We start from the raw sequence: 26,101 nt of genomic DNA, 5'->3' as shown, positions 1-26,101 counted from the left end.
GTCACGATCTCCCCGGTCGCGTGGCCAGAACCGCATCGGCACGCGGTTTCTTGGGTTTGATGTCCAGATTGAACAGCCGTGCCGCGTTCAGGCCCAGAATGTTGCGCTTGGCCTGATCCGACAGGAACGGCAGCGTCGTGATGACCGAGGGCGCATCCCAGTCCCAATGCGGCCAGTCCGAGGAATACAAGAGCTGCGTCTCCGCCTTCATCACCTTCATGGTCGCTTCCAGCAATTCCATGTTGGTGCGTTCCATCGGCTGGCTGGTGTACCACATCTCGGCCATGTATTCGCTGGGCAGCCGCTTCATTCCCGGTGCCTCGCTGGGCCGCATCAGCACCTCGTGGTCCAGTCGCTGCATCAGGAAGGGGATCCAGGCCAGCCCGCTTTCCACCCACAGCATTTTCAACTTGGGGAAGCGTTCCGGCATCGCGTTGAAGAGCCAGTTCGACACGTGAATCTGGTTGTAATGCGTGAAGGACAGCGCATGCATCGTGGCAAAGCGGTTGAGCTGCGCGAAAGACGGATCGCCCCAGTGATAGCCCGAGTGAAAGGCCAGCGGCTTGCCGCTTTCCTCGATCATGGCATAGAGCCGGGCGTAGCAATCGGCGTGGATCGCATTGTTGCGGGTCGAGCAGACGGTAAAGCCGATCACATCCTTGGCGTCGGCGTATTGCGCCACCAACGCCTCGCAGGCTTCGGGGGTGTTGAAGGGCAGATAGACAAAGGCCTTGAGCCGCTCGTCCATCGGCAGAATGCGCTCGACCGTCCAGCGGTTGAACGCCCGGGCGAGGGCGACTTCGACCTCGTCCTGGGGGTGCATGCCCAAGAGCAGCATCGCGCTGGGAAAGACGATCTGATAATCCAGCCCCATCGCATCCATGCTGCGTTGCGCGGCGACGACAAAGGGATGCTCGCCCTGCGGGACGTCGGGCTCGCGCCGTCCCTGATGGGTGATGCGCCCGCCGACGCTCTGGTGGCTCAATCCCGGCACGATGTTGAGCAGCGCGTTGTTGCCGGCGAAGCTGCGCAGCTGGCTCTGCCCCAGATCGCGCAGATATTCGTTGTCGATCAGCTCGATCACCTCGCCCCAGAAGTGATCCTCCGAGACATGGGCGTCGATATCGACGACGAAGTAATCGTCGTAGTCGCGCTTGGCCTGCATCGTCGCCCGGGCGAGCACGTCGCGCGTATCCGAGCGGGTGCCGATCTCTTCCAGCTCGCGGATGCGGGCCTTGTCCAATTGTGTGGGCCTCATTGGCTCCCCTTCCTCGGTCCCGGGGCGACAGGTCTTCTTGCTGTCATGGCCCGGGACATACGCCTCGAATGGATCGTCCTGGCTGCGCCAGGCTCAGCGGTAGGTAAACCCCTTGGCCACCAACCCTGGCCGAAGATTGTAGAGGTCCATGCTCAGCACCCCCTCGCGCAATGCGCGGCGCTTCTCTGCTTCATCGGCGATGCGGGCCCGTGCCTTGGCAAGCACCTCGGCCGCCTCGTCGCGCGGGACGATTGCCACGCCGTCGTCGTCGGCGACAACCACGTCGCCCGGCCTGACAATCGCGCCCGCGCATTGCACCGGTACATTGACCCAACCCGGTGTTTCCTTGACCGTTCCCCAGGCGCTGATGGCCGTCGACCAGACCGGGAACCGCATCTGTTTGAGGTCGCGCAGATCGCGCACGCCGGCGTCGATGACCAGCCCGGCGATGCCCCGCGCCTGCGCTGATTCCGCCAGCAGGTCGCCGAAGTAACCGGCGTCCGAAGGCGAGAAGGGCGCGACGACCAGCACATCGCCCGGCTGCGCCAGTTCGAGCGCGACATGGATCATCCAGTTGTCGCCTGGCGCGGCGGAGACGGTGATCGCACTGCCTGCGATGGCCTGATCCGGCTGGATCGGCCGCATCTTCGATGACATGAGGCCCCGGCGCCCCATCGCCTCGTGCACCGTGGCGACGCCGCATTCGCCAAGCCCGGCAATCTGGGCCGGATCGGCGCGCTCGATCTCGCGGATGGCATGGGTCATCACTCAGCCCTTGTCCGTGCGCGATTGCAGCGAGTGGTAGTTCATCCGCTGGCGCGCCTGGGTGATCGACTGCCCTTGGGCGACGAGGGCGCGGATCGCATCCTCGGCCGCCTGTATTCGCTCGGCTTCGTCGAGGATGCGGTCCTCGTGCGACCGTGGCAGTACCACGACACCATCCGCGCCGCCCACCAGAATGTCGCCCGGACAAACGCGGGCATCGCCGATGGTGACGGGCACCTGCACCGCATCCACCTGCACGCGGTCCTTGCCGGTCTTCATCGAATAGCTGCGGGAAAACACCGGGTAGCCCAGTTCAAGGCACAGATGGACATCGCGACAAGGGCCGTCGATCACCGTGCCCGCCAGACCGCGCGTATGGGCGAACTGCGTCAGGATATCGCCCCAGACCGTGCAATCCTCGCGCCCGCCGTTATCGAGGACGGCGATCTGGCCCGGCTGCATGTCATCGACATAATCGCCGACGGTGCCGGGATTGGCCGCATCGACGGGACCGTAGAGCACCGTATACGCCCGCCCGGCCATGCGAAACGCCGGGTCGCGCGGTTTGATGCCCCGGCAGACGCCCTCGATCCCCAGCTTGTCCATCGCATCCGACAGGGTCGCGCAATCCAGCGTCGCGGCGCGCGTCACATTGGCATCGCTCACGGCTTGGCCTCCAGCATGGTTTCATAGGTTGCGCCCATCACCTGCGTGATCGGCTCGCCCGCGCGCAGGGCCGCGACCATGGCCGCCTCCCGCGCGGCGATCCTTTCGGCGGCGTCCAGAACGCGGCTGATATCGGCCTGACGGATGAACACCACGCCCGAGCCGTCGGCGATCACGTAATCCCCGTCCGCCACCGGCTCGGCGCCGATCACGACGGGTTCGCCGGTCGAGACCTCATACACCCGACCGCGTGCCGTGCGGGCGGTGGTCGTGCGCGAGAAGATCGCAAATCCGAGGCCCTTCGCCTCATCCACGTCGCGCGTCGGCCCGTCGATGATGACACCGCGCACCCCCGCCAGCTGCGCGCCGGTGGACAGAACCCCGCCCCAGCCCCCGGCGTCAATGCCCGGATGGGCGACGACGATCACCGTCTCTGCCGTCGCGGCGGCGATGGCGCGGGCGCCCAGATGGACCTTGGGCGCATCGGGAGCGGGCTTGCCCGCGGCAAGCTGCACGGTCTTGACCCGCCCGGCCAGCACACCCTGACCCGAGGCCCGGCCCATGCCGCTGACCGCCGCGCTCAGCCCCAGGGAATCCTTGGCATCCGACACCGCACAGGTGTCCAGACGCGCCAGTCTGTCGAGAGGTGAGTTCATGCGCTCTTCACCTCCCACCAATACATGCCCTGCGCGGTGCCGGTCCCCGCTGCCGAGCGGTAGCAGGGGACATAGGCGATCTCGTGCATCTCGGTTTCCAGCTCATCCATCACGCCCGCCGCCGAGATCCAGCTCTTCATCTCGGAGGTGCCCGATTGCAGCTCGGCCAGAGGGATCGATTGCAGGAATTCCCGGTCTTTTTCGCGCATCGCGCGCATGAAACGGTGGTCCCATTCCTCGTCGATGGTGAAATGGCTCATGCCGCCCGACCCGAAGACGACAACCCGCGCGTCGCTTTTCCAGCTGCGGATCGCGCGCCCCACGGCCTTGCCGAAGTTGAAGGACCGGCGCGCGGTGGGCTGGTTGGGCGGGAAAAACGTGTTCTGGTAGATCGGCACGTTGGGGATCACCCGATCGCGCATGATCTGCCGGTAGATATGGCCGAACGCGTGGCTGACGCCGTTGGTGCGCGGGTTGTGACTGGGCAGCTTTGGCGAGACGGTGATGTCGAATTCGGCTTCGACCAGCTCGGCGATGATGTGGCGCGACAGGTCCGACTGGCAGACGTATTCGCGGTATTCGTCGGGCGCGTGGCCGTGCTCGCCCTCCTTGATCCCCGGCGGCAGCAGGGCGCGCCCCTCTTCGGTGGCCGGGAAATGCGGGATCCTGTCACCGTAATAGACCATGTAGGGCGGCATCAGGTCGTCGCCGTACATCTCGTGCTGGTCGTTGCCAAAGATCACCGCGACATCGGCGTTCATCGCGTCATAGGCCTCTGCCAGACGCTCGGTCGCCGCGTTGCACAGATGGTGGTTGCGCACCATGGCTTCCATCGAGGATTTCTCGGCCAGGCCTTCGTCTCGGCGCAGCTCGACCAGCTCGTCAAAGGTATAGAGCCCGCCCTTGAACGGATGTTTGCGCGCCTTGTCGGACGCCAGCCGCAAGAGCCATTGATCGGGGGTCGTGTGCAGTTGCGGACCATGCGCTGTCGTGATGACCCCGACGATATCGGCCATGCTCGCTCTCCTTCCCGTTGCAAGAGCCCTGCGGCCCATCGGGCAGGTCCGGCTCTGGTCAGCCGTCGATAGCAGGCAGGATTATCCCTGTCAAATATTCTCGTATATCGGTAATTTATTTATGAGCTTTCCGGCAGGACGCCGCATGCGCGAGGGGGCGCCCGCCTGCCGACGGCGCCCCGCAATCCGGCGGCTGCGAAGGGCTGTCAGGTCGGGCGGGCCAGCATCTCGCTGACGCGTATGCCGATCTCATGGACGCGCAGTTTCAACGTCTCTTCCATCTCGGGCGTGAGGATCTCGGTCGGGACCGAAAACGAGAAGGTGCCCAGGATCTGACCCTTCAGCCCCAGCAGCGGAGCCGCGATCCCCGAGGAATCGGCACGGATCGCGCCATCCACCTTCCAGACCCGGGCCTGGCGCACGGCGGCCAGATTGTCGCGAAATTCCTGAAAGGTCTCGCCGCGGCCGCCTTTGGCCAATTTTTCCTGGTTCTCGTCGTAGAGTTTCTTTTGCAGATGGCGCGACAGGAACGCCTGAATGACCATGGCATTCGCGCCGAACAGGATCGGCATCGAATCGCCGGGGCCGAAGCTGTTGCGCTTTTCCGATTTGGAGTGGGTTGTGTAGATGCAGATGAACGACTGACGAAAGACGCGGTTGATCGTCGCCGTGCCATGAAACGACCGGACCATGCTGTCGGCGTGTCTGCGGCTGACGGCAATCACCGGGTCATTCTGGCGCAGGTGAAAGCCCAGCAGCATGATCTTGGGGCCAAGGCTGTAGCCAGAGCCCGAGGTGCTGACCAGATATCCCATGTCGCTCATGACTTTGAGATAGCGGTAGCAGGTAGACACCGGCTTTCCCAACGCCGAGGCGATGTCTTCGGTCGAAAGCTCGGCCTGCGGCCCCTGGAAGAGATCGAGGATCATCAGCGTTGTTTGCGTCGACAGTGCGGTCAAGGTTTTGCTTTCTGTCCTGTGGAATGGGTCGTGGCGGCAATCGTGCAGTTGCTGCTATCATATTGTGGGAAAAATTGTCCTGTCACCGGGCAAAGTCAACATGGTCCGGGGTTGCTGATCCGCTCCCCCGGCCCGCGCGGTCCTCGAGAGGGGGGGGGTGGGATGCGCGGAGGGGACCTGACCGGCAGGGCGGCGCGGGTCCAGGGGGCTCCGGCGATGCAGTGCCACCTCCTTGACCCCGGACGCTGCGCTCCTCTAGTCTCGCCGGCAGGGCGAAGGGGGGTGACAGTGGCGCGGCAAGAACAGCGGATCTTGACCCATCCGGCGTCCGAGCGGGACCTGTCCTGACATGGGGCCTGCGCCGCAAGCCGTGAGCCGACAGGTGCGGTATTCGCGCGACCTCGACGACTGGAACGCCTCGGTCGATGCGGCCTTCCCGGGTTCGTGCATCGACGCCCAGCGGCAGGAATTCGTGGCGCATCTGAACCACTACCGGATCGGCAGCCTCGGCTTTCGCCACATCGCCGGGATCCGCTCGCATTATGCTCGCCAGGATGCCCGTCAGGCCGCGCGTCCGGCCAACGCCCTGGCCACGATCCTGGAGCATGGCCGCTGCCAGCATTCGCAGTCTGGTCGTGTGGTCGAGCTGGCACCCGGCGACATGGCCGTGACCGACCCGGACCGCCACCACTGGCTGGACTTTTCCGGCCATTACCGGCTTTTCGTGGTCGATGTCCCCGTCGCCAACCTGCTGGAGCGCAGACCCGACTACACCCTGCACCGGCAGGGCGGGGCCAGTCTGAACCCCCGTCAGGGCCGCATCCTGTGCACGCTGCTGCAGTCGCTGGTCCGCGACTATGAGCTTCTGTCGCGTGACAGCGATTGGGCCCTCAGCGTGGAACGGTCGGTCACCGACCTGCTTACCACCGCGGTGGCAGGCCCGGCGCAGGATGGCGCGGCCGGGCCCTCGGTGCGGTTGCGCAGCGCGGTGATTGCCGATGTGCGCACGCATCTCTTTGACGAACAGCTCAGCTCCACGGTCATTGCGGCGCGGCTGGGGGTGAGCCGTCGCTCGGTGCAATTGGCCTTCGAAGCCGTCGGCACCACCGCCAGCCGCTACATTCTGGACCGCAGGCTGGCCCATGCCGCCGAGATGCTGCGCGCCCGGCCCGATGCCTCGATCACCGATGTCGCCTTCGACTGCGGTTTTTCGAGTTCGTCCTATTTCTCGCGCGCCTTTGCCGCGCGCTATGGCGCCTCGCCCCGGGCCTGGCGCGGGCACTGACCGCCCCGGATTTCCCCGGCGGGCAAGGCCTTTGCGCTGCTGTGAAAGACCGGGGTCGCCCTCGCTCCTATCGTGACGGTTCTCAGGGAGGAGAACCGAATGACCCAGGAAGTGATCGCGAGGTCCGATCTGGACCTGTTTGCGGACGCCGTTTTGGCAGATCCCTATCCCGCCTACGCCGAGCTGCGCGAGGCCGGGCCGGTGGTCTGGATGGACCGGCTGAATGCCTATGCCTGCGCCGGATATCAGGAGGTGCGCGATGTGCTCAACGACGACGCCACCTTCGTTTCCGGCAGGGGCGTCGGCTTCAACGAGGTCCTGAACGAGGCCTTCACCGGCACGATCATCCAGAGCGACGGCGACGACCACAGGCCGCTGCGGGCCGCGCTGGCCGAACAGATGTCGGTCCGGGGGCTGGCCCCCCTGCGCGAGCGGGCAACCACCATGGCCGATGAACTGGTCCTCGGCCTGAAGGGGAAGGGGCGTTTCGATGGCGTGGCCGATTTCGCCCGGGTCTATCCGTTGCAGATGGTGGGCGAATTGATCGGCCTTCCCGAGGAGGGGGTGGATCAGCTCATCGCCTGGGGTGACGCGAATTTCAACGTGATCGGGCCCAGGAACGCCCGGTTCGAGGCCTCCTTGCCGATCTTCGGCGAGTGCTTTGCCTATATCGGCTGGCTGCACGAGGACCCGCGCAACCGCCTGCGCGAGGGCGGGCTGGGCTGGGCGTTGTACGATGCGGCCGATCGCGGCATCATCGGCCACGAACAATGTCCGCCGCTGATGGCCGCCTATCTGGTGGCCGGGATCGACACGACCGTCGCGTCGATCTCGTTCATGCTGCATCTCTTCGGCAGCCATCCCGGGGAATGGGACAAGCTGAAGGCCAATCCGCAGATGGTTTCGCGCGCCTATAACGAGGTGCTGCGCCTCGCCTCGCCTGCGCTGTGCTTCAAGCGCGTCGCGTCGCGGGATACCGAAATCGGCGGGGTGCCGATCGCCGCGGGTTCGGATGTCGTGGTGCTCTATGCCGCGGCCAATCAGGATCCGCGCCGTTACCCCGATCCCGCGCGGTTCGACATCTCGCGCAATGCAGGCGACCATATGGCTTTCGGCATCGGGCGACACAATTGCGCGGGGCAGTCGCTGGCCCGGATGGAGGCCAACGCGCTTCTGTCGGCGATGGTGATCCACCTCGACCGGATCGAGATCGGCGATTCGCGGCGCCATCTCAACAACACCGTTCAAAGCCTCGGCTATCTGGAAACCCGCTTCGTCTGAGGCCGCGCGCGGGGCGCCTGAGCGCGCCCCCGCCGCGTCACCCCCTGCCGCTCCACCGGGAGAAAATCATGAGCAAGAAAACTGTCCTTTTGGTCGTCACGCAGGACACCAAACAGCAAGAAGGGCGTTTCCTGCGCGAAACGCTCGAAGCCGCCGGTGTGGCGGTGATCCATCTCGACCCTTCGGTCCGGCAGGACCTGGGCGGGGCCGAGATCGGGCCGGATGCTGTCGCCGCGGCCCTCGGCATGATCCTGGACCAGATCCGCGCCATCAGGCACGAGGGCAAGATCCTGGAGAAGATGATCGAAGGCTCGGTCCGGCTGGCCCACGAAACCCACGCGCGCGTGCCGCTGTCGGGGATCCTGTCGATCGGCGGCTCGATGGGCACGACGCTGGGCACGCAGATCATGCAGAGCTTTCCCTACGGGTTGCCCAAGCTGATGATTTCAACCCTGGCCTCGGGGATGACGGCGGGCTTCGTGGGGATCTCCGACATCGCCATGCTCAATTCGGTCTGCGACATCTCGGGGCTCAACAGCATCTCGCGCGATGTCTACCGCAACGGCGCCCTTGCTCTGGCGGGCATGGCCCGAGGCTACCAGCCGGTGCGGCACAGGGAAAAGCCGCTGGTGCTGGTCTCGACCCTGGGGACCACTGAACGGCTGGCCCGCGCCGTTCGCGAAGGCATGGAAGCGGATGGTTGCGAGGTGATGGTGTTCCACACCACCGGCAATGGCGGGCGCACCCTGGAGGCCATCTGCGCCGAGCGCGAGGTCGCGGCCGTGGCGGACCTGTCCCTTGTCGAGGTCAACGATTTTCTCCACGGCGGCATCTGCGCCGTCGGGCCTGAGCGGGCGACAACGGCGGTGACCCGTGGCATTCCGGTGGTCTTCGTGCCGGGCAACACCGATTTCTACATCATGCCCAGCGATCTGGCGAAGGGCGCTGATCCCTTCGGCGGACGGACCTTTCACGTCCACAACGCCGCCCTGACCGCCGTGCGAACCACGGCCGACGATCTGAACCGCCTGGCGGTGCATATGGGCGCCATCCTGCAGAACGCCGCGGGGCCCGTGCGCTTCCTCGTGCCCCTCGACGGGTTGTCGCATCACGACAGCCCCGAGGGCACGCTGCACCGCCCCGATCTTCCCGGGGTCTTCGCCGACCAATGCCGCGAAGCGTTTCCTTCCGGGATTCCCGTCGACGTGCACAAAGCCCATGCCAATGACCCAGCCTTCGCCGCCGAGGTCCTGTCAGCGCTGCACAGCGTCATCGGGCAGAAACGCCCTCGGGCAGCGGCCGGTACGGCCTGATCCGCCGCTTGGCAGCGGGTGACGCGGTGTGCGGAAAAACCCGGACCATGCACCTGCGCCCGGCCCGGACAGGAAGGCAGGAAGGCCAGAGCGCCGGTTTCACGCGCTGCGCTCTGCATCCCACTCCTCGCCCCCGTCCGGGAGCGTGCCGAACAAGGAGTGACCCTTTCTTGCGCGGGCAGCGTTACGAGAACAGGACGAAAGCGAGGAGCCAGAGATAGAGCATGCCGCTCACCACCAACGGAAAGCTGCGGCGGAGCGTGTTGAGTAAGGTGAGGCGCTTCATGCGAGAATCCTGCGGTGTTTCAGGCTGTGGAACGGCTGGACGCCGGCGGATCGTGCCCCGTGCCACAGCAGATGGCGCAGCGCCTTGCCTTCGGGCCAGGGGCCGAAACCGGCCTCGACGTTGATATGCCCGGCCTCGCCCATATCGACGAAGTCGCCGCGCCAGACGCGGGCCAGTTGCCGGGCGCGGGTCTGGGGCATCCAGGGGTCGTTCGTGCTGGCGGCGACCACGACCGGCACCCGCAGGGGGCGTTCGGGGATACGGCCGAAGGCGGCGGTACGCGGGCTGATCTGCGGCTCGGCGGGGGCGACAAGCAGGGCACCGGCGATGCGCACCTGCGGCCAGCTGGCCAGCAGCCGGACGATGGCGATGGCGCCCAGCGAATGGCCGACCAACACCGTATCGGGGTGGATCATCGTGGCACCGGCAATCTCGGTCACCCAGGCCTCGGGCGTGGGACTCGACCACGAGATCTGTTCAACGATCTTGGCAGTCGGGTCCGTGGCCTGCCACCAGTGCTGCCAATGCGGGGCGGGCGAGCCGTCGAGGCCGGGAATGAGCAGGGTGCGGATCATGGCGGCTTTCCTTTCAAACAATAATCTAGCAAGATTATCGTGTATTGGAATTCCAAAGTCTGCCTGCCAGATAGAACCTGAGTCTCCGGATGCCTGCGGCCCCGCCGGGGGGGCAGCGTCGTTGCGGTGTCACCGCCTGCAGCGCGATGATCCTTCCGTTCCTCTGGCCAGATCACCCGCTGTCACGCGGTTTCGGTGTCGATGGGCAGAGAGGTCGTGGCCTTCATGCGTTCCATGGAGAATTTGGAGGTCACGTTCCGGCAGGGCAGGCGCTGGGTCAGGTCGAGATAGAAGGCATCATAGGCGGCCATGCCGCTGACCACGACCTTGAGCAGATAATCCACCTCGCCCGCCATCCGGTGCACTTCCTGTATGGCGGGATAATCCGCCACCACGCCAGCGAAGGCCGACCGCCATTCCGGCGTGTGATCGGCGGCTTCGATCTCGACAAAGACGGTGAGGCCGAGACCGATGGCGGCGGGGTCGACCAGGGCGACGCGGCCGGTGATGACGCCTGCCGCCTCCAGCTTCTGCACCCGTTTCCAGCACGGTGTCTGCGACAGGCCGACCCTTTCGGCCAGTTGCGCAACCGGCAGGGTCGCGTCGCGCATCAGTTCGAACAGGATCTTGCGGTCGATGCGATCGAAAGTGACCGGGCGGGTGCGGTCAGGGTTTGAAAGGGTCATCGTGCTCCTCCAGAGCGGGGCTGCGCCGGTTCGCGGCCGAGGATTGTCAGGGCACCGGCGCGGCAACCGGAAATGGCCGACCGGGCGGCAGGGGCGGGACAGGCCCCCGACACCGGGCGGTCGTCTGCGGATTCCCGGATCGTGCCATGATCGTCCGCCCCGCAAAGCCGCTCACAGGTCCAGAAACTGCCGGACGAAATCGCTGGCGGGCCTGGCGCGGATTTCGGCGGGTCTGCCGATCTGCTCGATGCGGCCCATGGACATCACCACGATCAGATCGGCCAGTTCCATCGCCTCGTCCTGATCGTGGGTGACGAAGATCGTGGTCAGGCCGGTGGTGTCGTGGATGTCGCGCAGGCCCTGCCGCAACTCTTTGCGCACCTTGGCGTCCAACGCCCCGAAGGGTTCGTCGAGCAGCAGCATCCGCGGTTCGATGGCCAGGGCACGGGCCAGGGCGACACGCTGCCGCTGGCCGCCCGACAACTGGCTGGGATAGCGCCCGCCGATGTCGGGCAGCTTGATCAGGTCCAGCAGCCTCGTGACGCGCCGGGCGATTTCAGCAGCGGCGGGCCGCGTCTTGCGGGGCCGGGCGCGCAGGCCATAGGCGATGTTGTCAAACACGCTCATATGCCGGAACAGCGCGTAGGACTGGAACACGAAGCCCGCGCGGCGCTCCTGCACTGTCAGCCCGGTGGCGTCCGCGCCGTCGAACAGCACGCGTCCCGCCGACGGAAATTCGAGCCCCCCGAGGATGCGCAGAAGTGTCGTCTTGCCCGACCCGGACGGACCCAGCAGGGCCACGAGCGAGCCCGCAGGGATCGACAGCGACACGGGCTGCAGCGCCGCCGTGGTTCCGAAATCCTTGCAGATTTCCTCGATCTCGATGTTCATGGGGGTCTCCATCAGTGGCGGTGGGTGGCGGCCAGCTGATCGGCATGGCGCCATTCCAGGGCCGATTTCAGGACAAGCGTGACGAAAGCCAGAAGCGCGAGGACACTCGCCATGGTGAAGGCCGCGACCGAGAGGTATTCGTTGTAGAACATCTCGATCATCAGCGGCATCGTGGTGGTCTGGCCGCGGATCTTGCCCGAGACGACCGCGACCGCGCCGAACTCGCCCATCGCCCGGGCATTGCAGAGCAGGACGCCATAGAGCAGCGCCCAGCGGATGTTGGGCAGCGTCACGGTCAGGAAGACCCGCGACCCCGACGCCCCGAGGGTCAGCGCGGCCTCTTCCTCTGCCCGGCCCTGTTCCAGCATGACCGGGATCAATTCGCGGGCGATGAAGGGGAAGGTGATGAACAGCGTCGCCAGCACGATCCCCGGCACGGCAAAGACGATGGGAAAGCCGCTGGCCACCAGCCAGGCGCCAAAGGCCGAGTTCGCGCCGAACATCAACACGAACAACAGGCCCGCAACGACCGGCGAGATCGAGAAGGGCAGGTCGATCAGCGTGATGACCCAGGCCTTGCCACGCCAGTCGAACTTGGTGATGGCCCAGGCGGCGGCGATGCCGAAGGCCGCGTTCAGCGGCACGACGAGGGCCGCCACGCTCAGCGTCAGCCGGATCGCCGCCTGGGCGTCCGGTTCCCCCAGGGACGCCAGCGCGAAGGCCCAGCCGCGTCGCAACGCCTCGTCGAAGACCGCGATCAGCGGGGCGAAGAGCAGAACGCTCAGCACGGCAAGGCAGAGCGCGATCAGCACCCCCTTGACCACGCGGGGTTCGGTGGTGGCGGATCGAAGGCGGCGGGGACGCGCCGCGAGAGGCACGCAATGGGCCATGGGTTCCCCTTTCACACCGCGCCCATGCGGCGTCGGCTCCAGATCTGGATCAGGTTGATCGCCAGCAGCAGCGTGAAGGAGATGGCCAGCATGGCGATGGCGATGGCGACCGCGCCGTCATAGTCGAATTCCTCCAGCCGGATGACGATGAGCAGCGGCGCGATCTCGGTCACGTTCGGCAGGTTGCCGGCGATGAAGATGACCGATCCGTATTCCCCCACTGACCTGGCCAGGGCGAGGGCAAAGCCCGTCAGCGCGGCGGGGGCCAGCATCGGCAGGACCACATGGGTCAGGGTGCGCAATCGGCTGGCGCCCAGGGTTGCGCTGGCCTCCTCGGTCTCGCGGTCGATCTCCTCGATCACCGGCTGCACGGTGCGCACAACGAAGGGCAGTCCGACGAAGATCAGCGCGATCCAGATGCCCAGCTCGGTATAGGCCACACGGATGCCGAAGGCCTGTCCGATCACCGAGCCGAACACGCCGTTCGGGGCGTAGATCGCCGTCAGTGCGATGCCTGCGACGGCGGTGGGCAGCGCGAAGGGCAGGTCGACCGCTGCGTCGATGAGCCGTTTTCCCGGGAAGCGGTAGCGCACGAGAATCCAGGCCAGCAGGACCCCGAACACCAGATTGAACAGCGCGGCGACCAGCGCCGCGCGAAAGCTCAATGCCAGCGCGGCCCAGACCCGGGGGCGGTTGACCACCGCCCAGATCTCGGCCGCGCCGAAGCCGACAAATCCGCGCCAGAGCAGCACGCCCATCGGGATCAGCACGATGATTGACAGCATCGTCAGCAAGATCCCGAAGGACAGCCCCCACCCCGGCATCGGGGTGGGCGCCTTGAGGATGAAGGGCCGCGTCGCCATGGCTCAGGGCGCCGTATAGATCTGGTCGAAGACACCGCCATCGGCGAAATGTTCGGGCTGCGCGACCGCCCAGCCGCCGAAATAGTCTATCGGCAGGCGGTTCACCTCGGGGAAGCGGGCAACATCCTCGGGTGCCGCGGCCGAAGTATCCCAGGCGCGGTAGAAGTTTCTGAGCGCGATGGCCTGCCCCTCGGGCGAATAGAGCTGCTCCAGATAGGCCGAGGCGAGCGCCCGCGTCGCGTCATCCGTGACATTGCCCGGCACCAGCGCCACCGGCGGCTCGGCCAGCACCGAGATCGACGGCACGACGATGTCGAACTGATCGTCGCCCAGTTCGGCCAGCGCCAGATAGGCCTCGTTTTCCCAGGCGAGCAGTACGTCGCCCAGGCCCCGTTGTACGAAGGTCGTGGTCGCGCCCCGGGCGCCCGTGTCCAGCACCGGCACGTTGCGATAGAGGGCGCCGACGAATGCGCGCGGGTCGAGCCCGTTCTCTTGCGCATAGCCCCAGGCGGCCAGGTAGTTCCAGCGGGCGCCGCCGCTGGTCTTGGGGTTCGGCGTGATGACCTCGATCCCGTCGCGGATCAGGTCATCCCAGTCCTGGATGGTCTCGGGGTTACCCTCGCGCACCAGGAACACGATTGTCGACGTGTAAGGCGAGGAATTCTGCGGCAGCGCCTGCTGCCACTCCGCCGGGATCCTGTCGGTCCGCGAGGCGATGGCGTCGATGTCGCTGGCAAGGGCCAGCGTCACCACCTGCGCGCCCAGCCCGTCGATCACCGCACGGGCCTGGGCACCCGATCCGCCGTGTGACGTCTGGATCTCCGGCCGCGGGTGGCCCTGCGCGACCCACCAATCGGCGAACCAGGCGTTGTAGTCACGGTAAAGCTCGCGCGTCGGGTCGTAGCTCACGTTCAGCAGGGCCTGCGCCGGTGCCGCCTGGGCAAAGCCGACCAGCGCGGCAAGGCCGAGCAGCGTCGCCGCGGCAAGACTTGTCCAGGCGTCAGGCCCCTGGGGGCTGGCAGCACGGGCCGAGGGCAGGATGTCGGAATCGAAGGTCATCGGTCGGGTTTCCTGTGTCGCACGGCGCAGAGGGGCAGGGAGCGTGTGAAACGAAAGACGGGGGATATGGGTCATCACGCCCCCCGGTCCGAGCGGCGAAGGGAAGCGGCGGCCTCGGGGCGGGCGGCGTTCTGGTCTTCGACCGGTCGTGTCGGGGCGGGCGGGAAAGGGCTGCATGGGAACATCTTGTCCTCCTGTCCTGGGAAGCCGAGGTCTTCATGAGCATAATAACGACAGAGATAATCGTGATTAGCAACGGAATAATTACGGCTAAATCTGTCGTGATTTTGGAAGAGCATTCTCCCGCCAAGGGGGCCTGCGTGGCTTCCGCCCTTGCAGGGGGTTCAGAGCCCGAGCTTCAACGCCGCGGCCGCGGTCCCGCCGGAGGATTCGGGCTGATCGACCAGATCCGCCAGGGTCAGGGAATCGATCAGCAGAAGATAGGACCAGAAGACCTGGCCGAAGACCTGCCGAAGCCGACAGCTTTCCTCGTCCGGGCAATCCTCGCATTTCTGGTAGGCCCGGCGCGACAGGCAGGGCAGGGGGGCGATCGGCCCGTCGATCAGCCGCATCAGCTCGCTCAGCGATACCTCGCGCGGCTCTTTTATCAGCGCGTAGCCGCCATGTCGGCCGCGTACCGAGGCGATGAAACCCGCGTTGCGGATTTCCAGCAGGATATGTTCCAGAAACCGCTTCGGCGTTCCCGAGCGCGTCGCGATCTCCTCGATCCGCAAAGCACGACCCTCGCCCGCCCGCTCAGCGGCCAGAATCATCAGCGCCTTAAGGCCGTATTTCATCTTCTGCGTGATCATGTCTGTCGATACGACACCCGAAATCCCGGCTCAATGAAAATCACGCAGGAAGCAGTCGTGATTTCACGGAAAGGCCGGCTTGCCGGATACCTGCCGCGGGCGACGGTGACACCGCGACCAGCCAGCACGCTGCACAAAAGCACCCCTTCTGCGGATCCGACCCGATGGCCCGCGCTGCGGAAGTTTGCGCGCTTCCGGACGTGTCCAGCCCCCCACTCAGGCCGATGATCCACCCGGAAGCGCCAGGTCGGACGGTCCCGTCTTCCGGGATCAGACCAGAAACGAGTGGCAGCTGCTAACTTCCGCCGAAGTGCTGGCGCACGCGGTCGAGTGTTACGCGCAGCTCGGCCTCGACGGTTCCGCGCATCGCCAGAAAGCGCGGCGTGGGGACAGGAACCGAGATGGCGTGGATCTCGCCGTTGCGGTCGCGGAAGGCGCCACCCAGCGCCGAGATGCCGATCGTATGCTCATCGGCGTCCTCGGCGATGCCTTGGCTGCGGATATCGGTGAGCATCCGCGCGAAGGCCATCCAGTCACCCGGCTGATGCGCGCGTTTCCACTCCGCCTCGACCAGGCTCCGGGCTTCGGCCTCCGGCAGGAGGGCCAGGGCGGCGCGGCCATTGGCGGTTGTCGTCAGCGGGAAGACATCGCCCACGGCGGAAATGGTGCGCAGGCGGTGCGTCCCGGGCACCTGGTCGAGGAAGATCATCCCGGCGCCCCGCAATACCGACAGATCCGCCGTCTCGCCCAACCGCCGCGAGAGTTCGGACAGGTGCAACCGGCATTCCTCGACAACGTTGTAGCGCGTCGCCTCGGACAGGGCGGTAATCTCGGGGCCCAGCCGGATCGAGCCGCCCGAAGAGGTGGCGATGACCAGCCGCTCGGCCTGAAGGGCCCCGACAATGCGCTGGACCGTCGAGCGGGGCAGCTCCACCCGGTCGGCAATCTGCCCCAGGCTCATCCCCTCGGTGTTGTCGCGCAACACGCGCAGGATCGCCGCGGCACGCGCGATCACCTGGATGCCCGACCGTCCGTGATCGCTGTCGCTCATGGCTGCCCCGTTGTTCTTGTCCGCGTAGCAATACAGCAGGAATGACCTGATCTGCAATGCGGTACAGGTGCCCCAGAATTTTGTTGACGCGGCGCGACTCGTGGATGTACCGTATAACGAACCGAACGCACCATATTGCGGTGCAAGATCGGCAAGACGTATCGGGAGGGAGGAGCCGAGATGGTCAAGGTCCGCGGCATCGAATTCGAGGGGAACCTCGACAACAGCATGGGTCTGGAATTCTACAACCTGAGCCACCGCTTCGGTTTCCAGAACCCGAACTGGCCGTATTTCGAGGATACGAAGATCGAGCGTATCCATTACATGGCGAAGTCGGGGGTGCTGTCGCAGCGTATCACGACGACCATGCATGCGACGACCCATATCGACGCGCCCGCCCATGTGGTGCAGGGCACGCCCTTCATCGACGAGGTGCCGCTGCCGCATTTCTTCGGCTCGGGCATCGTGGTGTCGATGCCCAAGAAGAAATGGGAGCCGATCACCTATGACGATCTGGAAGCGGCCTGCGGCAAGTCGATCCGCAAGGGCGACGTGCTGATCGTCAACACCGGTTGGCACAAGCAGTACGAGGATGGCGATTACTTCGCCTATTGCCCGGGCTTCGTGAAATCCGCCGGTGAATGGATGGTCGAGAAGGGCGTGAAGGTGGTGGGCCACGACACGCAGGCCAACGACCATCCGCTGGCGACCGCGATCGGTCCGCAGCGCAACGGTCCGCTGCTGCCGCATCTGGCCGAGGAATACAAGGAATGGTCGGGCGGCGTGGACTGGAAGGACGCTTTCCCGGAGTGGGAGCCGGTGCACAACATCCTGTTCAGGAACGGGATCATGGGCATCGAGAATGTCGGCGGCGATCTGGATGCGGTGACAGGCAAACGCTGCACCTTCGCCTTCTTCCCCTGGAACTGGGACCGGGGCGACGGCTGTATCATCCGTCTGGTGGCGATGATCGACAAGTCCGGCGACTACCGCATCGAACGCGGCAACGCGATCTGAGCGGGACGTAGGATGGGCAATATTGCCCATCCTACCGGCGCCGGTCGGGGGGAGAGATCATGCACATCAAGCGATACGCCGAGGCCCGGCCCTATGACGCGCCGAACCATTGGGGCGTCGTGGGACTTCGCCTGCAAGGCTTCGAAGAGGGCGGGCCGACCAACCAGTGGATCGGCTACAGCCAGTTTCTGCCGGGCGGCGGCGCGGGGCCGGATCAGACGCCGTTCGAGAAGGTCTATGTGGTTCTGGAGGGGGAGATGACCCTCGAATGGGACGGCCGGACCGAGGTTTTGCGGGCCTTGGACAGCTGCACCATCCCGCCGGGCCAGCTGCGCCGCATCGAGAACCGCTCGAACCACGTCTGCAAGATGCTGGTCGTCATCCCCTATCCGCGTCAGCCGAAAAGCGAGTGAGGCCATGCGCCTGATGAATCCCCTGTCGATGTTCGAGGTGGCGGGCAAGGTTGCCGTAATCACCGGGGCCTCGGGCGCCTTCGGCATGGTCGCGGCCCGCGTGCTGGCGGGCGCCGGTTGCCGGTTGGTGCTGGCGGCGGGCAATGCCTCCGCGCTGGCCGAGATCGCCGGGGAATGCCGCGACAGCGGCGCCGAAGTGCTGGAGGCCAATGTCCGCCCCGAGACCGAAGCCGCCTGCGAGGGGCTGATCGCGGCGGCGGTCGCGGCCTTCGGAGCCTGCGATATCCTCGTCGTCGCCTCGGGGACGAACAAGGTTGCGAAGATCGACGAGATGGCGCCCGACACCTTCCTGTCCGTGATGGATGCCAATGTCACGCAAAGCTGGCTGATGGCCCGCGCGGCGACACGGCAGATGAAGGCGCAGGGGAGGGGGGGCAAGATCGTGCTCGTGTCCTCGGCCCGGGGGCTGCTGGGACATCCGGCGGGGTACACCGCCTATTGCGCCTCGAAAGCGGCGGTCGACGGCATCACCAAGGCGCTGGGATGCGAATTGGGGCCGACCGGGATCACCGTCAACGCCATCGCGCCGACGGTCTTCCGCAGCCCGCTGACCGCGTGGATGTTCGGCGAGGATGACAACGCCAAGGCCGTGCGCGGCGGGTTCCTGGCCCGGGTGCCGAAGGGCCGGCTGGGCGAGCCCGAGGATCTGGCGGGGCCGCTGTTGTTCCTCGCCTCGAAGGCGTCCGATTTCTACACCGGGCATATCCTTTATGCCGACGGCGGCTATACGGCGGGCTGATCCATGGTGCAGGACCGTCTCATCGGGGTGATCGGCGCGGGGCTCATGGGCCACGGCATCGCCCTTGTCATGGCCCGCGCGGGGCTGGGCGTGGCGATCACTGATCCCATGCCCGAGGCGCGGGCCGCGCTACCCGCCCGCGTGCGTGAATCGATGACCCTCATGGGTCATGACGCAGCGGAAATCGCCGCCGCTCTGTCGCGGATCGCGGTGCATGACACCCTCGCGTCGACCGTGGCGCAGGCCAGCGCGGTGTTCGAGGCCGCGCCCGAGGCGATGGCGCTGAAGCAGTCGATCTTCGCCGAGATCGAGGCCCATGCGCCGCGCGACTGCCTCCTTGCGTCCAATACCTCGGTCATGCCGATCACCGGGATCATGCAGGGGCTGACGCACAAGGACCGCGCGCTGGGGACGCATTGGTGGAACCCGCCGCACATGATCCCGCTGGTCGAAGTGATCCGCACCGAATGGACCGCCGAACCCGCGATGGCCTCGATGATGGCGCTGCTGGCCGAAGCCGGGAAAACGCCCGTCCGCGTCGACAAGGACGTGCCCGGGTTCATCGGCAACCGGCTGCAGCACGCGCTCTGGCGCGAGGCGGTGAGCTTGGTCGAGCGCGGGATCTGCGACGCGGAATCCGTCGATACCGTGGTGAAATCCTGCTTCGGGCGCAGGCTCTCGGTGCTGGGTCCGCTGGAAAATGCCGACCTGGTGGGCACCGACCTGACGCTGGCCATCCACGAAACGGTTCTGGCCGATATCGAGAACCGTCCGGGCCCCTCGCCGTATCTCAGGCAGCTGGTCGCCGACGGCAAACTCGGCATGAAATCAGGCGCGGGGTTCCGAAAATGGACGCCCGAACAGGCCACCGCGGTCCGCAACCGGGTCACCACGCATCTGGGGAAGCTGGACAAGATTCTGGACGACTGACGCTTTTCGACACATCGGACTGGGGAGGACGAGACATGGGACGACTGAACCGCAGGGCATTCCTGGGAACCTCCGGCGCGGCGCTGGCCGTTCCGGCGCTGCTGCCGACCGGCTTGCGGGCCGCCGATGGGCCGATCCGCGTGGGATTGGTGACACCGACGACCGGACCGCTGGCCTTCTTCGCCGAGCCGGACACGTTCGTGTTGGCGCAATACGCCGGGGTGCTGTCGCAGGGCGCCAATGGCCGCCCGATCGAGATCATCGTCAAGGACAGCCAGTCGTCGGCCAATCGCGCGTCGGAAGTGGCGTCCGAACTGATCCTGCGCGACGAGGTTTCGCTGATCCTCTCGGCCGGGGGGCCGGACACCGTGAACCCGGTGGCCGATCAATGCGAACTCAATGGCGTGCCGAGCCTGTCCACCGCCTGCCCGTGGCAGTCCTTCGTGATGGGACGCGGATCGAACCCGGGGCAGGGGTTCGAGATGACCTATCTGTTCGCCTTTGGCCTTGAGGACGTGATCGCTGCCTATCTCAAGCTCTGGGACGGGGTCGCGACAAACCGCAGGGTCGGCCTTCTGCTGGCCAACGACGCCGATGGCAACGCCTGGGGCGACGCGCAGTTCGGCTTCCCGCCGGCGCTGGCCCAAGCCGGCTACGAGGTCGTCGATCCCGGCCGCTACACGCCGATGACCGACGATTTCAGCACCATCATCGGCCAGTTCCAGTCGGCCGATGTCGATATCGTCATGGGCACGATGATCCCGCCGGAATTCCTGACCTACTGGACGCAATCGCATCAGCAGGGGTTGCGGCCCAGGGTCACGACCATCGGCAAGAGCCTGCTTTTGCCCAATATCCTCGAAGCCGCCGGTGACAGTGGCGAGGGGCTGTCCTGCGAGCTGGGCTGGCATCCGGCATTTTCCTTCACCTCGGCCTCGACCGGGCAGAGCGCCGCGCAGATCGCCGAGGCCTGGCGCACGGCGACCGGCCGTCCCTGGGTTCAGACCCTCGGCATGAAACATGCGCTGCTGGACCTTGCCGTCGATGTGCTGAAGCGGGCCTCGGACCCCGACGACGCTGCAAGCGTCATCGCCGCGATCCGGGACACACGCTGCGAGACGACGCTGGGCATCGCGGACTGGAATGCCTCGACCATCGCGAACGTGGCCAAGTCTGCGATGATGGGCGGGCAATGGCACCACGGTGCCGACGGCTGGTCCATCGAGATCGCCGCCAATCCGACGGATCTGCCGGTGCCTGTCACCCGGCCGATGGAAGTGATGTGAGGGAGGCCCGCCATGCGCTTTGAAGACCGTAACGAGATGCTGAAGCCCGGCTATCTGCCGCTGGAATCGGGGATCATCCGCCATGACGACGGCTCGGTGACCATCGCCGCGTTGACCCGGATGCCGCATTGCCGCGCCAAGATGGTGCATTGGTGGTTCGGATGGCTGGGGGGCACCGACCAGTACAAGCTCTGGCACCCGGTCGACCATATCTTCAGCGACTGGGAGGACCGGGGCAACGGCGGCAATTACTATGGTGCCAAGCATCTGGTGCACGAAACCCTCGGCGGCGACGGCGAGGTCCACAAACTGCGCATCCATTTCCGCGACCCGCATGAGGTCTTCGATCCGGCAGGCTATGACGCCGTCGACGGCATCGCCGTCTGCGCCCGTCCCGGCAGCCTTGAGCGGCCGATCAACCTGGGCCACATGACCCATTTCGTGCGCAACACGGACTACGGCTGCGAGATGCGGACCCGGTTCTGGATGGGCGACGTGCATCATCAGGACCTGACGACCCAGCTGCCGGACGCGGTTGTCCAGACAATCCGGCGCGAGGCGCTGACCGAGGATTTCTGCACCCGCCTGCACCGTCATGCCATCGAGGAGATGGGCTATCTGGCCGACCTCCTGCCGGTTCTCTACCGGCAGGTCACACAGGATGCGCGCTTCTGAACATTCTCGAACTGGGGAGGACGAGACGATGAATACCCTGAACAGACGGCATTTCCTGACCGGAACCTCGGCGCTGCTGGCGGCGCCTGCGATCCTTCGGGCAACCCGGGCCTATGCGCAGACCCCCACGATCAAGGTGGGCCATGTGAGCCCGCGCACCGGCCCGCTGGCCGGTTTCGCCGAAGCCGACGACTATATCCTGCAGGCGATAACCGAGCGTTTCGGGGCTGGCATCGACAACAACGGCCGCAGCTGGCAGATCGAGATCCTCTCGAAGGACAGCCAGTCGAACCCGAACCGCGCGGCGGAAGTCGCCAGCGAGCTGATCCTGTCCGACGAGGTCGACATCATCGTCGCCGCCTCGACCCCCGACACCGTGAACCCGGTCTCGGATCAGGCCGAGATCAACGAGGTGCCCTGCATCACCACCGACTGCCCGTGGCAGCCCTATTTCTTCGGCCGCGGCGGCAATCCGGCTCAGGGCTTCGCCAGCACCTACCATTTCTTCTGGGGGCTCGAGGACGTGATCGGCGCCTTCCTGGCCATGTGGGACGGCTCGGGCGTGGCGAAGGCGGTGGGCGGCCTCTTCCCGAACGACGCCGACGGCAACGCCTGGGGCGATCCGCAGCGGGGCCTGCCCACGCCTTTGGCCGCGGCAGGTTACGATCTGGTCGATCCGGGCCGCTACCAGCCGATGACCGACGATTTCTCGAACTACATCAACGCTTTCAAGGAAGCGGGCTGCGAGATCGTCACCGGCAACATGATCCCGCCCGATTTCGGCACCTTCTGGAGTCAGGCGGCGCAGCAGGGCTTCAACCCGAAGATCGTCACCATCGGCAAGGCGCTGCTGTTCCCGTCCGTGATCCAGGGGCTCGGCGAGCGGGGCATTGGCCTCTCGTCCGAGGTCTGGTGGTCGCCGTCCCATCCGTTCTCGTCCTCGCTGACCGGCGCCTCGGCCGGCGATCTGGCGGGCGGCTACATGCAGGCGACGGGCCGTCCCTGGACCCAGCCCATCGGCTTCAAACACGCATTGTTCGAGGTCGTGGCCGATGTCGTCGCCCGCGCCGAGGATCTGGACGACCCCGAGGCGATCATTGCCGCCATCGCCGCGACCGACATGAACACCATCGTCGGCCCGGTGAACTGGGCGGCCGGGCCGGTGCCGAATGTCACCAAGACGCCGCTGGTCGCCGGGCAATGGCAACGCGAGGGCGACGGGATCGACCTGAAGATCATCGCCAACGCCACCGCGCCGAACATCCCCACCACCGGTGAGCTGATGCTGCTGGCGTGATTGCGAAGGGGGCCGCCGGCGGACGGCAGCCCGCGACCCTTGAACCCGAACCTGCGGGAGAGACCATGTCAGCGATCCTCGAACTTCAGGGCGTGAAGAAGGCCTTCGGCGCCGTCGTGGTGGCGGACGACCAGTCATGGTCGCTCGCCCCCGGCGAGGCGCTGGGGGTGATCGGCCCGAACGGCGCGGGCAAGACCTCGATGTTCAACCTCGTGACCGGGACGCTGAGGGCGGATGCGGGCCAGATCCGGCTGGGCGGGCAGGACATCACCGGCTGGTCGGCGGCGAAGCGCTGCCGCGCCGGGATCGCCCGCAGCTTTCAGGTGCCGCAGCCCTTCGCGCATATGACGGTGTTCGAGAATGCCTATGTCGCGGCAACCCAAGGCGCGGGCCTGTCCGGCCGCGCGGCCGAGGCTTTGTGCCTCGACGTGCTGGACCGCACCGGGCTCATCGCCAAGGCGAACGGGCAGGCGGGCGGGCTGACGCTTTTGGAACGCAAGCGGCTGGAACTCAGCCGCGCGCTTTGTGCCAGGCCCCGCGTCATCCTGCTGGACGAGATCGCCGGGGGGCTGACCGAACACGAATGCCAGTCGCTGATCCAGACGATCCGCGACGTTCACGCGACCGGCGTTTCCATCGTCTGGATCGAGCATGTCGTGCACGCCCTCCTTGCCGTGGTCGGCCGCCTGATGGTCATCGATTTCGGCCGCAAGATCGCCGAGGGCGAACCGCAGGCGATCATGCAGTCGCGCGAGGTCAGGGAAATCTATCTGGGGATCGAAGCCGATGGCTGACGCGATCCTCAGCCTTCAGGCGCTGAATGCGCATTACGGAGATTTTCAGGCGCTCTATGGCGTCAACCTGACGGTCAACCCCGGCGAGGTCGTGGCGGTGATCGGCGCCAATGGCGCGGGCAAGACGACCATGCTGCGCTCCATCGCCGGGCTCTTGCGCAACGCGCCCGAGGCGATCCGGTGGAAGGGGCATCTCATCGGTGCGCTGCGCGCCGATCAGGTCGCGGCGTTGGGGATCGCGCTGGTGCCCGAGGGGCGGCTTCTGTTCCCTTCGCTCAGTGTCGAGGAAAACCTCGTCATCGGCGGGCAGCTGGGGCGCAAGGGGCCGTGGAGCCTGCAGCGCGTCTACGATCTGTTCCCGATCCTCAAGGAACGCCGCCTCCAGCAATCCACCTCGCTGTCCGGGGGCCAGCAGCAGATGGTCGCCATCGGCCGCGCGCTGATGGCGAACCCGGACCTCGTGCTGATGGACGAGATCAGCCTCGGCCTCGCCCCGGTCATCATCCGCCAGATCTACGAGGCCCTGCCGGGCATTGTCGGCGAGGGGCTGACGGCGGTGATCGTCGAGCAGGACATCGCCAAGGCGCTCTCGGTCTCGCAGCGGGTCTATTGCCTGCAGGAGGGCCGCGTCTCGCTGGAAGGCCAATCGCAAACCGTGCCGCGCGACGACATCACCCGCGCCTATTTCGGAGTCTGACGCATGGATTGGCTCAACGCCATTCTTCAGGGGACGCTGCTGGGCGGGCTCTACGCCCTCTTTGCGGCGGGGTTGTCCCTGATCTTCGGGGTGATGCGCCTCGTCAACATCGCGCATGGCGACCTGATCGTGCTCTCGGCCTACATTGCGCTCAGCTTTGGCGTCAGCCTGGGGCTGAACCCGCTGGTCGCGCTGCTGCTGGTGGTGCCGACGATGGCGCTCATTGGCTATGCGCTGCAGCGGCTCATCCTGAACCGCACGATGGGCGAGGATCTGCTGCCGCCGCTCTTGGTCACATTCGGCCTGTCGGTGATCCTGCAGAACGTGCTGCTGATGGGCTATTCCGCCGATCCGCAGAACCTGCAGGCCGGGGCCATCGAGACGGCCTCGGTGACCCTTGGGCCGCTGGCGGTGGGGGTGATGCCGGTGATGGTCTTCGTCACCGCGGTCGTGGTGATCGCCGCGCTGCAATGGATGTTCTACCGCACCGCGCTGGGGCGGGCGTTCCGCGCGACCTCGGACCGGCAGGACGTCGCGCAGCTGATGGGGCTCAACCGCGCGCATATCTTCGGGCTGGCGATGGCCCTGTCCTTGGCCGTCACCGCGCTGGCGGGCGTGTTCCTCGGCATCCGCACGGCCTTTGACCCGGCAGCGGGTGGCGCGCGGCTGATCTTCGGCTTCGAGGCGGTGATCATCGGCGGGCTCGGCAACCTCTGGGGCACCTTGGCGGGCGGGGTGATCCTGGGCGTGGCGCAGACCATCGGCGCCAAGATCGACCCGGGCTATCAGATCCTCGCCGGTCACATCGTCTTCCTGATCATCCTGGCCCTGCGTCCGCGCGGCCTGTTTCCGAGGATCGACGGATGAGCCTGTCAGTCACGCGCCGCACCCGCCTGTCGACCGCCTGGCTGATCGTGCTGGTGCCGATCGTCCTTCTGCTGATCGCCGCGCCCTGGTGGGCGGGACGGGCCGACCTGCGGCTGATGGGCGAGATCGCGCTCTACATGTCGCTGGCCGTGCTGTGGAACCTGCTGGCGGGCTATGCCGGCTTGGTGTCGGTGGGCCAGCAGGCCTATGTCGGCTTCGGCGGCTATCTGTTCTTCGCGCTGACCATGCTGGCGGGGCTGCATCCCTATGCCGCGCTGCCTCTGGTGGTGCTGGCGGGTTTCGTCATCTCGGCCCCGGTCGCCGTGCTGATCTTCCGCCTGCGCGGCGCCTATTTCGCCATCGGCACCTGGGTCGTGGCCGAGGTGTTCCGGCTGTCCTTTGCCCAGATGGCCAGCCTCGGCGGCGGCTCGGGCACCTCACTGTCGCCGGATATCGTCCGCTCGCTGGCCGAGGGCCGCGACGCGCGCGAGGCCGTGGCCTGGTGGCTGGCGCTCGGCGCCGGGATGCTGGTGATCGGGACGGTGGTCTGGCTGCTGCGGTCGCGTCAGGGCGTGGCGCTGACGGCGATCCGCGACAATGAGCTGGCGGCGCGGTCGCTCGGCATCGACATCTGGCGCACGAAGTTCACCGTCTATGTCGTGGTCTCGGGCCTGACGGCGCTGATCGGCGCGTTGATCTTCCTGCAGAAGCTGCGCATTTCGCCCGATGCCGCCTTCAGCGCCAACGACTGGACCGCTTTCGTCATCTTCATCGTCGTGATCGGCGGGATCGGCACGCTGGAGGGTCCGATCCTGGGAACGCTGGTGTTCTTCGCCCTGCGCGAGACGCTGGCCGATCTCGGCACGCTCTACTTGATCGCGCTCGGTGTCGTTGCCATCGTCATCATGCTGTTCGCCCCGCGCGGTCTCTGGGGGTTCCTGCGCGACCGCTGGGGCCTCGAACTGTTCCCGCTCAGCCGACGGGTGAGCGGCCTTGCCAAGAAGGAGGCCTGAT

28 protein-coding genes are annotated in these 26,101 nt (G+C 66.2%); 14 read left to right on the top strand and 14 right to left on the bottom strand.

Going from position 1 to position 26,101, the window contains the following annotated elements:
• Position 1 precedes the first annotated feature (1 nt).
• From DDE23_RS10210 to DDE23_RS10185, 6 genes are all read right to left on the bottom strand, one after another.
• Positions 2 to 1,258 (bottom strand): amidohydrolase family protein, encoded by a 1,257-nt coding sequence (locus DDE23_RS10210; RefSeq protein ID WP_107751170.1) that lies wholly within the window; start codon positions 1,256 to 1,258, stop codon positions 2 to 4.
• Between the two features lie 93 nt (positions 1,259 to 1,351).
• Positions 1,352 to 2,023 carry a 4-carboxy-4-hydroxy-2-oxoadipate aldolase/oxaloacetate decarboxylase gene (locus DDE23_RS10205; RefSeq protein WP_107751169.1) on the bottom strand — a complete coding sequence of 224 codons (672 nt, stop codon included), beginning with the start codon at positions 2,021 to 2,023 and terminating at the stop codon, positions 1,352 to 1,354.
• 3 nt (positions 2,024 to 2,026) lie between these two features.
• Positions 2,027 to 2,689, bottom strand: a complete 663-nt coding sequence (locus tag DDE23_RS10200) for an RraA family protein (protein WP_107751168.1) — start codon at positions 2,687 to 2,689, stop codon at positions 2,027 to 2,029.
• The gene (locus tag DDE23_RS10195; RefSeq protein ID WP_107751167.1) at positions 2,686 to 3,345 is read right to left on the bottom strand and encodes an RraA family protein; all 660 of its coding nucleotides are present in this window, start codon (positions 3,343 to 3,345) and stop codon (positions 2,686 to 2,688) included. Before DDE23_RS10195 ends, DDE23_RS10200 begins: the two co-directional genes overlap by 4 nt.
• Complete coding sequence (locus tag DDE23_RS10190; protein ID WP_107751166.1) at positions 3,342 to 4,361, bottom strand: DODA-type extradiol aromatic ring-opening family dioxygenase; 1,020 nt, start codon at positions 4,359 to 4,361, stop codon at positions 3,342 to 3,344. Before DDE23_RS10190 ends, DDE23_RS10195 begins: the two co-directional genes overlap by 4 nt.
• Before the next feature lie 206 nt (positions 4,362 to 4,567).
• Positions 4,568 to 5,320, bottom strand: coding sequence for an IclR family transcriptional regulator (locus DDE23_RS10185; protein ID WP_107751165.1), 753 nt, complete (start codon positions 5,318 to 5,320; stop codon positions 4,568 to 4,570).
• 382 nt (positions 5,321 to 5,702) lie between these two features.
• On the opposite strand from DDE23_RS10185, the gene DDE23_RS10180 reads away from it, so the two are divergent.
• The 3 genes from DDE23_RS10180 (at position 5,703) to DDE23_RS10170 (ending at position 9,199) form a co-directional block, all read left to right on the top strand.
• Positions 5,703 to 6,605: a helix-turn-helix domain-containing protein gene (locus DDE23_RS10180; protein ID WP_192883719.1), complete on the top strand. Its 903-nt coding sequence runs from the start codon at positions 5,703 to 5,705 to the stop codon at positions 6,603 to 6,605.
• Positions 6,606 to 6,704: 99 nt separating this feature from the next.
• Positions 6,705 to 7,886, top strand: coding sequence for a cytochrome P450 (locus tag DDE23_RS10175; protein WP_107751163.1), 1,182 nt, complete (start codon positions 6,705 to 6,707; stop codon positions 7,884 to 7,886).
• A 68-nt stretch (positions 7,887 to 7,954) separates the two neighbouring features.
• Entirely contained in the window at positions 7,955 to 9,199 is a 1,245-nt protein-coding gene (locus DDE23_RS10170; protein WP_202863242.1) for a Tm-1-like ATP-binding domain-containing protein, read from the top strand.
• A gap of 282 nt (positions 9,200 to 9,481) precedes the next feature.
• Here the strand turns inward: DDE23_RS10170 and DDE23_RS10165 are convergent, their stop codons facing one another.
• From DDE23_RS10165 to DDE23_RS10130, 8 genes are all read right to left on the bottom strand, one after another.
• The gene (locus DDE23_RS10165; protein WP_107751162.1) at positions 9,482 to 10,060 is read right to left on the bottom strand and encodes an RBBP9/YdeN family alpha/beta hydrolase; all 579 of its coding nucleotides are present in this window, start codon (positions 10,058 to 10,060) and stop codon (positions 9,482 to 9,484) included.
• Positions 10,061 to 10,242: 182 nt separating this feature from the next.
• Positions 10,243 to 10,746 (bottom strand): Lrp/AsnC family transcriptional regulator, encoded by a 504-nt coding sequence (locus DDE23_RS10160; protein ID WP_107751161.1) that lies wholly within the window; start codon positions 10,744 to 10,746, stop codon positions 10,243 to 10,245.
• 171 nt (positions 10,747 to 10,917) lie between these two features.
• Positions 10,918 to 11,637: a sulfate/molybdate ABC transporter ATP-binding protein gene (locus tag DDE23_RS10155; RefSeq protein WP_170121810.1), complete on the bottom strand. Its 720-nt coding sequence runs from the start codon at positions 11,635 to 11,637 to the stop codon at positions 10,918 to 10,920.
• A gap of 11 nt (positions 11,638 to 11,648) precedes the next feature.
• Positions 11,649 to 12,527, bottom strand: coding sequence for a sulfate ABC transporter permease subunit CysW (cysW, locus tag DDE23_RS10150; RefSeq protein ID WP_107751159.1), 879 nt, complete (start codon positions 12,525 to 12,527; stop codon positions 11,649 to 11,651).
• 11 nt (positions 12,528 to 12,538) lie between these two features.
• The gene (cysT, locus tag DDE23_RS10145; RefSeq protein WP_107751158.1) at positions 12,539 to 13,390 is read right to left on the bottom strand and encodes a sulfate ABC transporter permease subunit CysT; all 852 of its coding nucleotides are present in this window, start codon (positions 13,388 to 13,390) and stop codon (positions 12,539 to 12,541) included.
• A gap of 3 nt (positions 13,391 to 13,393) precedes the next feature.
• Positions 13,394 to 14,449: a sulfate ABC transporter substrate-binding protein gene (locus DDE23_RS10140; RefSeq protein ID WP_107751157.1), complete on the bottom strand. Its 1,056-nt coding sequence runs from the start codon at positions 14,447 to 14,449 to the stop codon at positions 13,394 to 13,396.
• A 344-nt stretch (positions 14,450 to 14,793) separates the two neighbouring features.
• Positions 14,794 to 15,261 (bottom strand): RrF2 family transcriptional regulator, encoded by a 468-nt coding sequence (locus tag DDE23_RS10135; protein ID WP_107751156.1) that lies wholly within the window; start codon positions 15,259 to 15,261, stop codon positions 14,794 to 14,796.
• Positions 15,262 to 15,556: 295 nt separating this feature from the next.
• Positions 15,557 to 16,312, bottom strand: coding sequence for an IclR family transcriptional regulator (locus DDE23_RS10130; protein WP_107751155.1), 756 nt, complete (start codon positions 16,310 to 16,312; stop codon positions 15,557 to 15,559).
• 180 nt (positions 16,313 to 16,492) lie between these two features.
• Between DDE23_RS10130 and DDE23_RS10125 the strand changes: the two genes are divergently transcribed.
• The 11 genes from DDE23_RS10125 to DDE23_RS10075 all read left to right on the top strand — a co-directional run bounded on the left by DDE23_RS10125 (position 16,493) and on the right by DDE23_RS10075 (position 26,100).
• Positions 16,493 to 17,329 carry a cyclase family protein gene (locus DDE23_RS10125; RefSeq protein WP_170121809.1) on the top strand — a complete coding sequence of 279 codons (837 nt, stop codon included), beginning with the start codon at positions 16,493 to 16,495 and terminating at the stop codon, positions 17,327 to 17,329.
• 59 nt (positions 17,330 to 17,388) lie between these two features.
• Positions 17,389 to 17,742, top strand: a complete 354-nt coding sequence (locus DDE23_RS10120; RefSeq protein ID WP_107751154.1) for a cupin domain-containing protein — start codon at positions 17,389 to 17,391, stop codon at positions 17,740 to 17,742.
• A 4-nt stretch (positions 17,743 to 17,746) separates the two neighbouring features.
• Positions 17,747 to 18,541, top strand: a complete 795-nt coding sequence (locus tag DDE23_RS10115) for an SDR family NAD(P)-dependent oxidoreductase (protein WP_107751153.1) — start codon at positions 17,747 to 17,749, stop codon at positions 18,539 to 18,541.
• 3 nt (positions 18,542 to 18,544) lie between these two features.
• Positions 18,545 to 19,471 carry a 3-hydroxyacyl-CoA dehydrogenase family protein gene (locus DDE23_RS10110; RefSeq protein ID WP_107751152.1) on the top strand — a complete coding sequence of 309 codons (927 nt, stop codon included), beginning with the start codon at positions 18,545 to 18,547 and terminating at the stop codon, positions 19,469 to 19,471.
• Positions 19,472 to 19,506: 35 nt separating this feature from the next.
• Complete coding sequence (locus DDE23_RS10105) at positions 19,507 to 20,757, top strand: ABC transporter substrate-binding protein (RefSeq protein ID WP_107751151.1); 1,251 nt, start codon at positions 19,507 to 19,509, stop codon at positions 20,755 to 20,757.
• Positions 20,758 to 20,769: 12 nt separating this feature from the next.
• Entirely contained in the window at positions 20,770 to 21,432 is a 663-nt protein-coding gene (locus tag DDE23_RS10100) for a DAPG hydrolase family protein (protein ID WP_107751150.1), read from the top strand.
• A gap of 28 nt (positions 21,433 to 21,460) precedes the next feature.
• Positions 21,461 to 22,729 carry an ABC transporter substrate-binding protein gene (locus DDE23_RS10095; protein ID WP_107751149.1) on the top strand — a complete coding sequence of 423 codons (1,269 nt, stop codon included), beginning with the start codon at positions 21,461 to 21,463 and terminating at the stop codon, positions 22,727 to 22,729.
• 65 nt (positions 22,730 to 22,794) lie between these two features.
• Positions 22,795 to 23,523, top strand: coding sequence for an ABC transporter ATP-binding protein (locus DDE23_RS10090; protein WP_107751148.1), 729 nt, complete (start codon positions 22,795 to 22,797; stop codon positions 23,521 to 23,523).
• Complete coding sequence (locus DDE23_RS10085) at positions 23,516 to 24,220, top strand: ABC transporter ATP-binding protein (RefSeq protein WP_107751147.1); 705 nt, start codon at positions 23,516 to 23,518, stop codon at positions 24,218 to 24,220. Before DDE23_RS10090 ends, DDE23_RS10085 begins: the two co-directional genes overlap by 8 nt.
• A 3-nt stretch (positions 24,221 to 24,223) precedes the next feature.
• Positions 24,224 to 25,087 carry a branched-chain amino acid ABC transporter permease gene (locus DDE23_RS10080; RefSeq protein WP_107751146.1) on the top strand — a complete coding sequence of 288 codons (864 nt, stop codon included), beginning with the start codon at positions 24,224 to 24,226 and terminating at the stop codon, positions 25,085 to 25,087.
• A complete protein-coding gene (locus DDE23_RS10075; RefSeq protein ID WP_107751145.1) occupies positions 25,084 to 26,100 on the top strand; it encodes a branched-chain amino acid ABC transporter permease in 1,017 nt (338 codons plus the stop codon). The genes DDE23_RS10080 and DDE23_RS10075 overlap by 4 nt, the downstream gene beginning before the upstream one ends.
• Position 26,101: the final 1 nt, after the last annotated feature.

Source organism: Pararhodobacter aggregans, from assembly GCF_003075525.1.
Lineage (GTDB): Bacteria > Pseudomonadota > Alphaproteobacteria > Rhodobacterales > Rhodobacteraceae > Pararhodobacter > Pararhodobacter aggregans.
The sequence above is the reverse complement of the archived record's forward strand: the minus strand, read 5'-3'. Positions and strand labels throughout refer to the sequence as shown.

Coding starts and splice junctions, on each gene's coding strand:
- DDE23_RS10210 (WP_107751170.1), bottom strand. CDS start 1,258: ATGAGGCCCACACAATTGGACAAGGCCCGCATCCGCGAGCTGGAAGAG.
- DDE23_RS10205 (WP_107751169.1), bottom strand. CDS start 2,023: ATGACCCATGCCATCCGCGAGATCGAGCGCGCCGATCCGGCCCAGATT.
- DDE23_RS10195 (WP_107751167.1), bottom strand. CDS start 3,345: ATGAACTCACCTCTCGACAGACTGGCGCGTCTGGACACCTGTGCGGTG.
- DDE23_RS10190 (WP_107751166.1), bottom strand. CDS start 4,361: ATGGCCGATATCGTCGGGGTCATCACGACAGCGCATGGTCCGCAACTG.
- DDE23_RS10175 (WP_107751163.1), top strand. CDS start 6,705: ATGACCCAGGAAGTGATCGCGAGGTCCGATCTGGACCTGTTTGCGGAC.
- DDE23_RS10170 (WP_202863242.1), top strand. CDS start 7,955: ATGAGCAAGAAAACTGTCCTTTTGGTCGTCACGCAGGACACCAAACAG.
- DDE23_RS10165 (WP_107751162.1), bottom strand. CDS start 10,060: ATGATCCGCACCCTGCTCATTCCCGGCCTCGACGGCTCGCCCGCCCCG.
- DDE23_RS10160 (WP_107751161.1), bottom strand. CDS start 10,746: ATGACCCTTTCAAACCCTGACCGCACCCGCCCGGTCACTTTCGATCGC.
- DDE23_RS10155 (WP_170121810.1), bottom strand. CDS start 11,637: ATGAACATCGAGATCGAGGAAATCTGCAAGGATTTCGGAACCACGGCG.
- cysW (WP_107751159.1), bottom strand. CDS start 12,527: ATGGCCCATTGCGTGCCTCTCGCGGCGCGTCCCCGCCGCCTTCGATCC.
- cysT (WP_107751158.1), bottom strand. CDS start 13,390: ATGGCGACGCGGCCCTTCATCCTCAAGGCGCCCACCCCGATGCCGGGG.
- DDE23_RS10140 (WP_107751157.1), bottom strand. CDS start 14,449: ATGACCTTCGATTCCGACATCCTGCCCTCGGCCCGTGCTGCCAGCCCC.
- DDE23_RS10135 (WP_107751156.1), bottom strand. CDS start 15,261: ATGATCACGCAGAAGATGAAATACGGCCTTAAGGCGCTGATGATTCTG.
- DDE23_RS10130 (WP_107751155.1), bottom strand. CDS start 16,312: ATGAGCGACAGCGATCACGGACGGTCGGGCATCCAGGTGATCGCGCGT.
- DDE23_RS10125 (WP_170121809.1), top strand. CDS start 16,493: ATGGTCAAGGTCCGCGGCATCGAATTCGAGGGGAACCTCGACAACAGC.
- DDE23_RS10120 (WP_107751154.1), top strand. CDS start 17,389: ATGCACATCAAGCGATACGCCGAGGCCCGGCCCTATGACGCGCCGAAC.
- DDE23_RS10115 (WP_107751153.1), top strand. CDS start 17,747: ATGCGCCTGATGAATCCCCTGTCGATGTTCGAGGTGGCGGGCAAGGTT.
- DDE23_RS10110 (WP_107751152.1), top strand. CDS start 18,545: ATGGTGCAGGACCGTCTCATCGGGGTGATCGGCGCGGGGCTCATGGGC.
- DDE23_RS10105 (WP_107751151.1), top strand. CDS start 19,507: ATGGGACGACTGAACCGCAGGGCATTCCTGGGAACCTCCGGCGCGGCG.
- DDE23_RS10100 (WP_107751150.1), top strand. CDS start 20,770: ATGCGCTTTGAAGACCGTAACGAGATGCTGAAGCCCGGCTATCTGCCG.
- DDE23_RS10095 (WP_107751149.1), top strand. CDS start 21,461: ATGAATACCCTGAACAGACGGCATTTCCTGACCGGAACCTCGGCGCTG.
- DDE23_RS10090 (WP_107751148.1), top strand. CDS start 22,795: ATGTCAGCGATCCTCGAACTTCAGGGCGTGAAGAAGGCCTTCGGCGCC.
- DDE23_RS10085 (WP_107751147.1), top strand. CDS start 23,516: ATGGCTGACGCGATCCTCAGCCTTCAGGCGCTGAATGCGCATTACGGA.
- DDE23_RS10080 (WP_107751146.1), top strand. CDS start 24,224: ATGGATTGGCTCAACGCCATTCTTCAGGGGACGCTGCTGGGCGGGCTC.
- DDE23_RS10075 (WP_107751145.1), top strand. CDS start 25,084: ATGAGCCTGTCAGTCACGCGCCGCACCCGCCTGTCGACCGCCTGGCTG.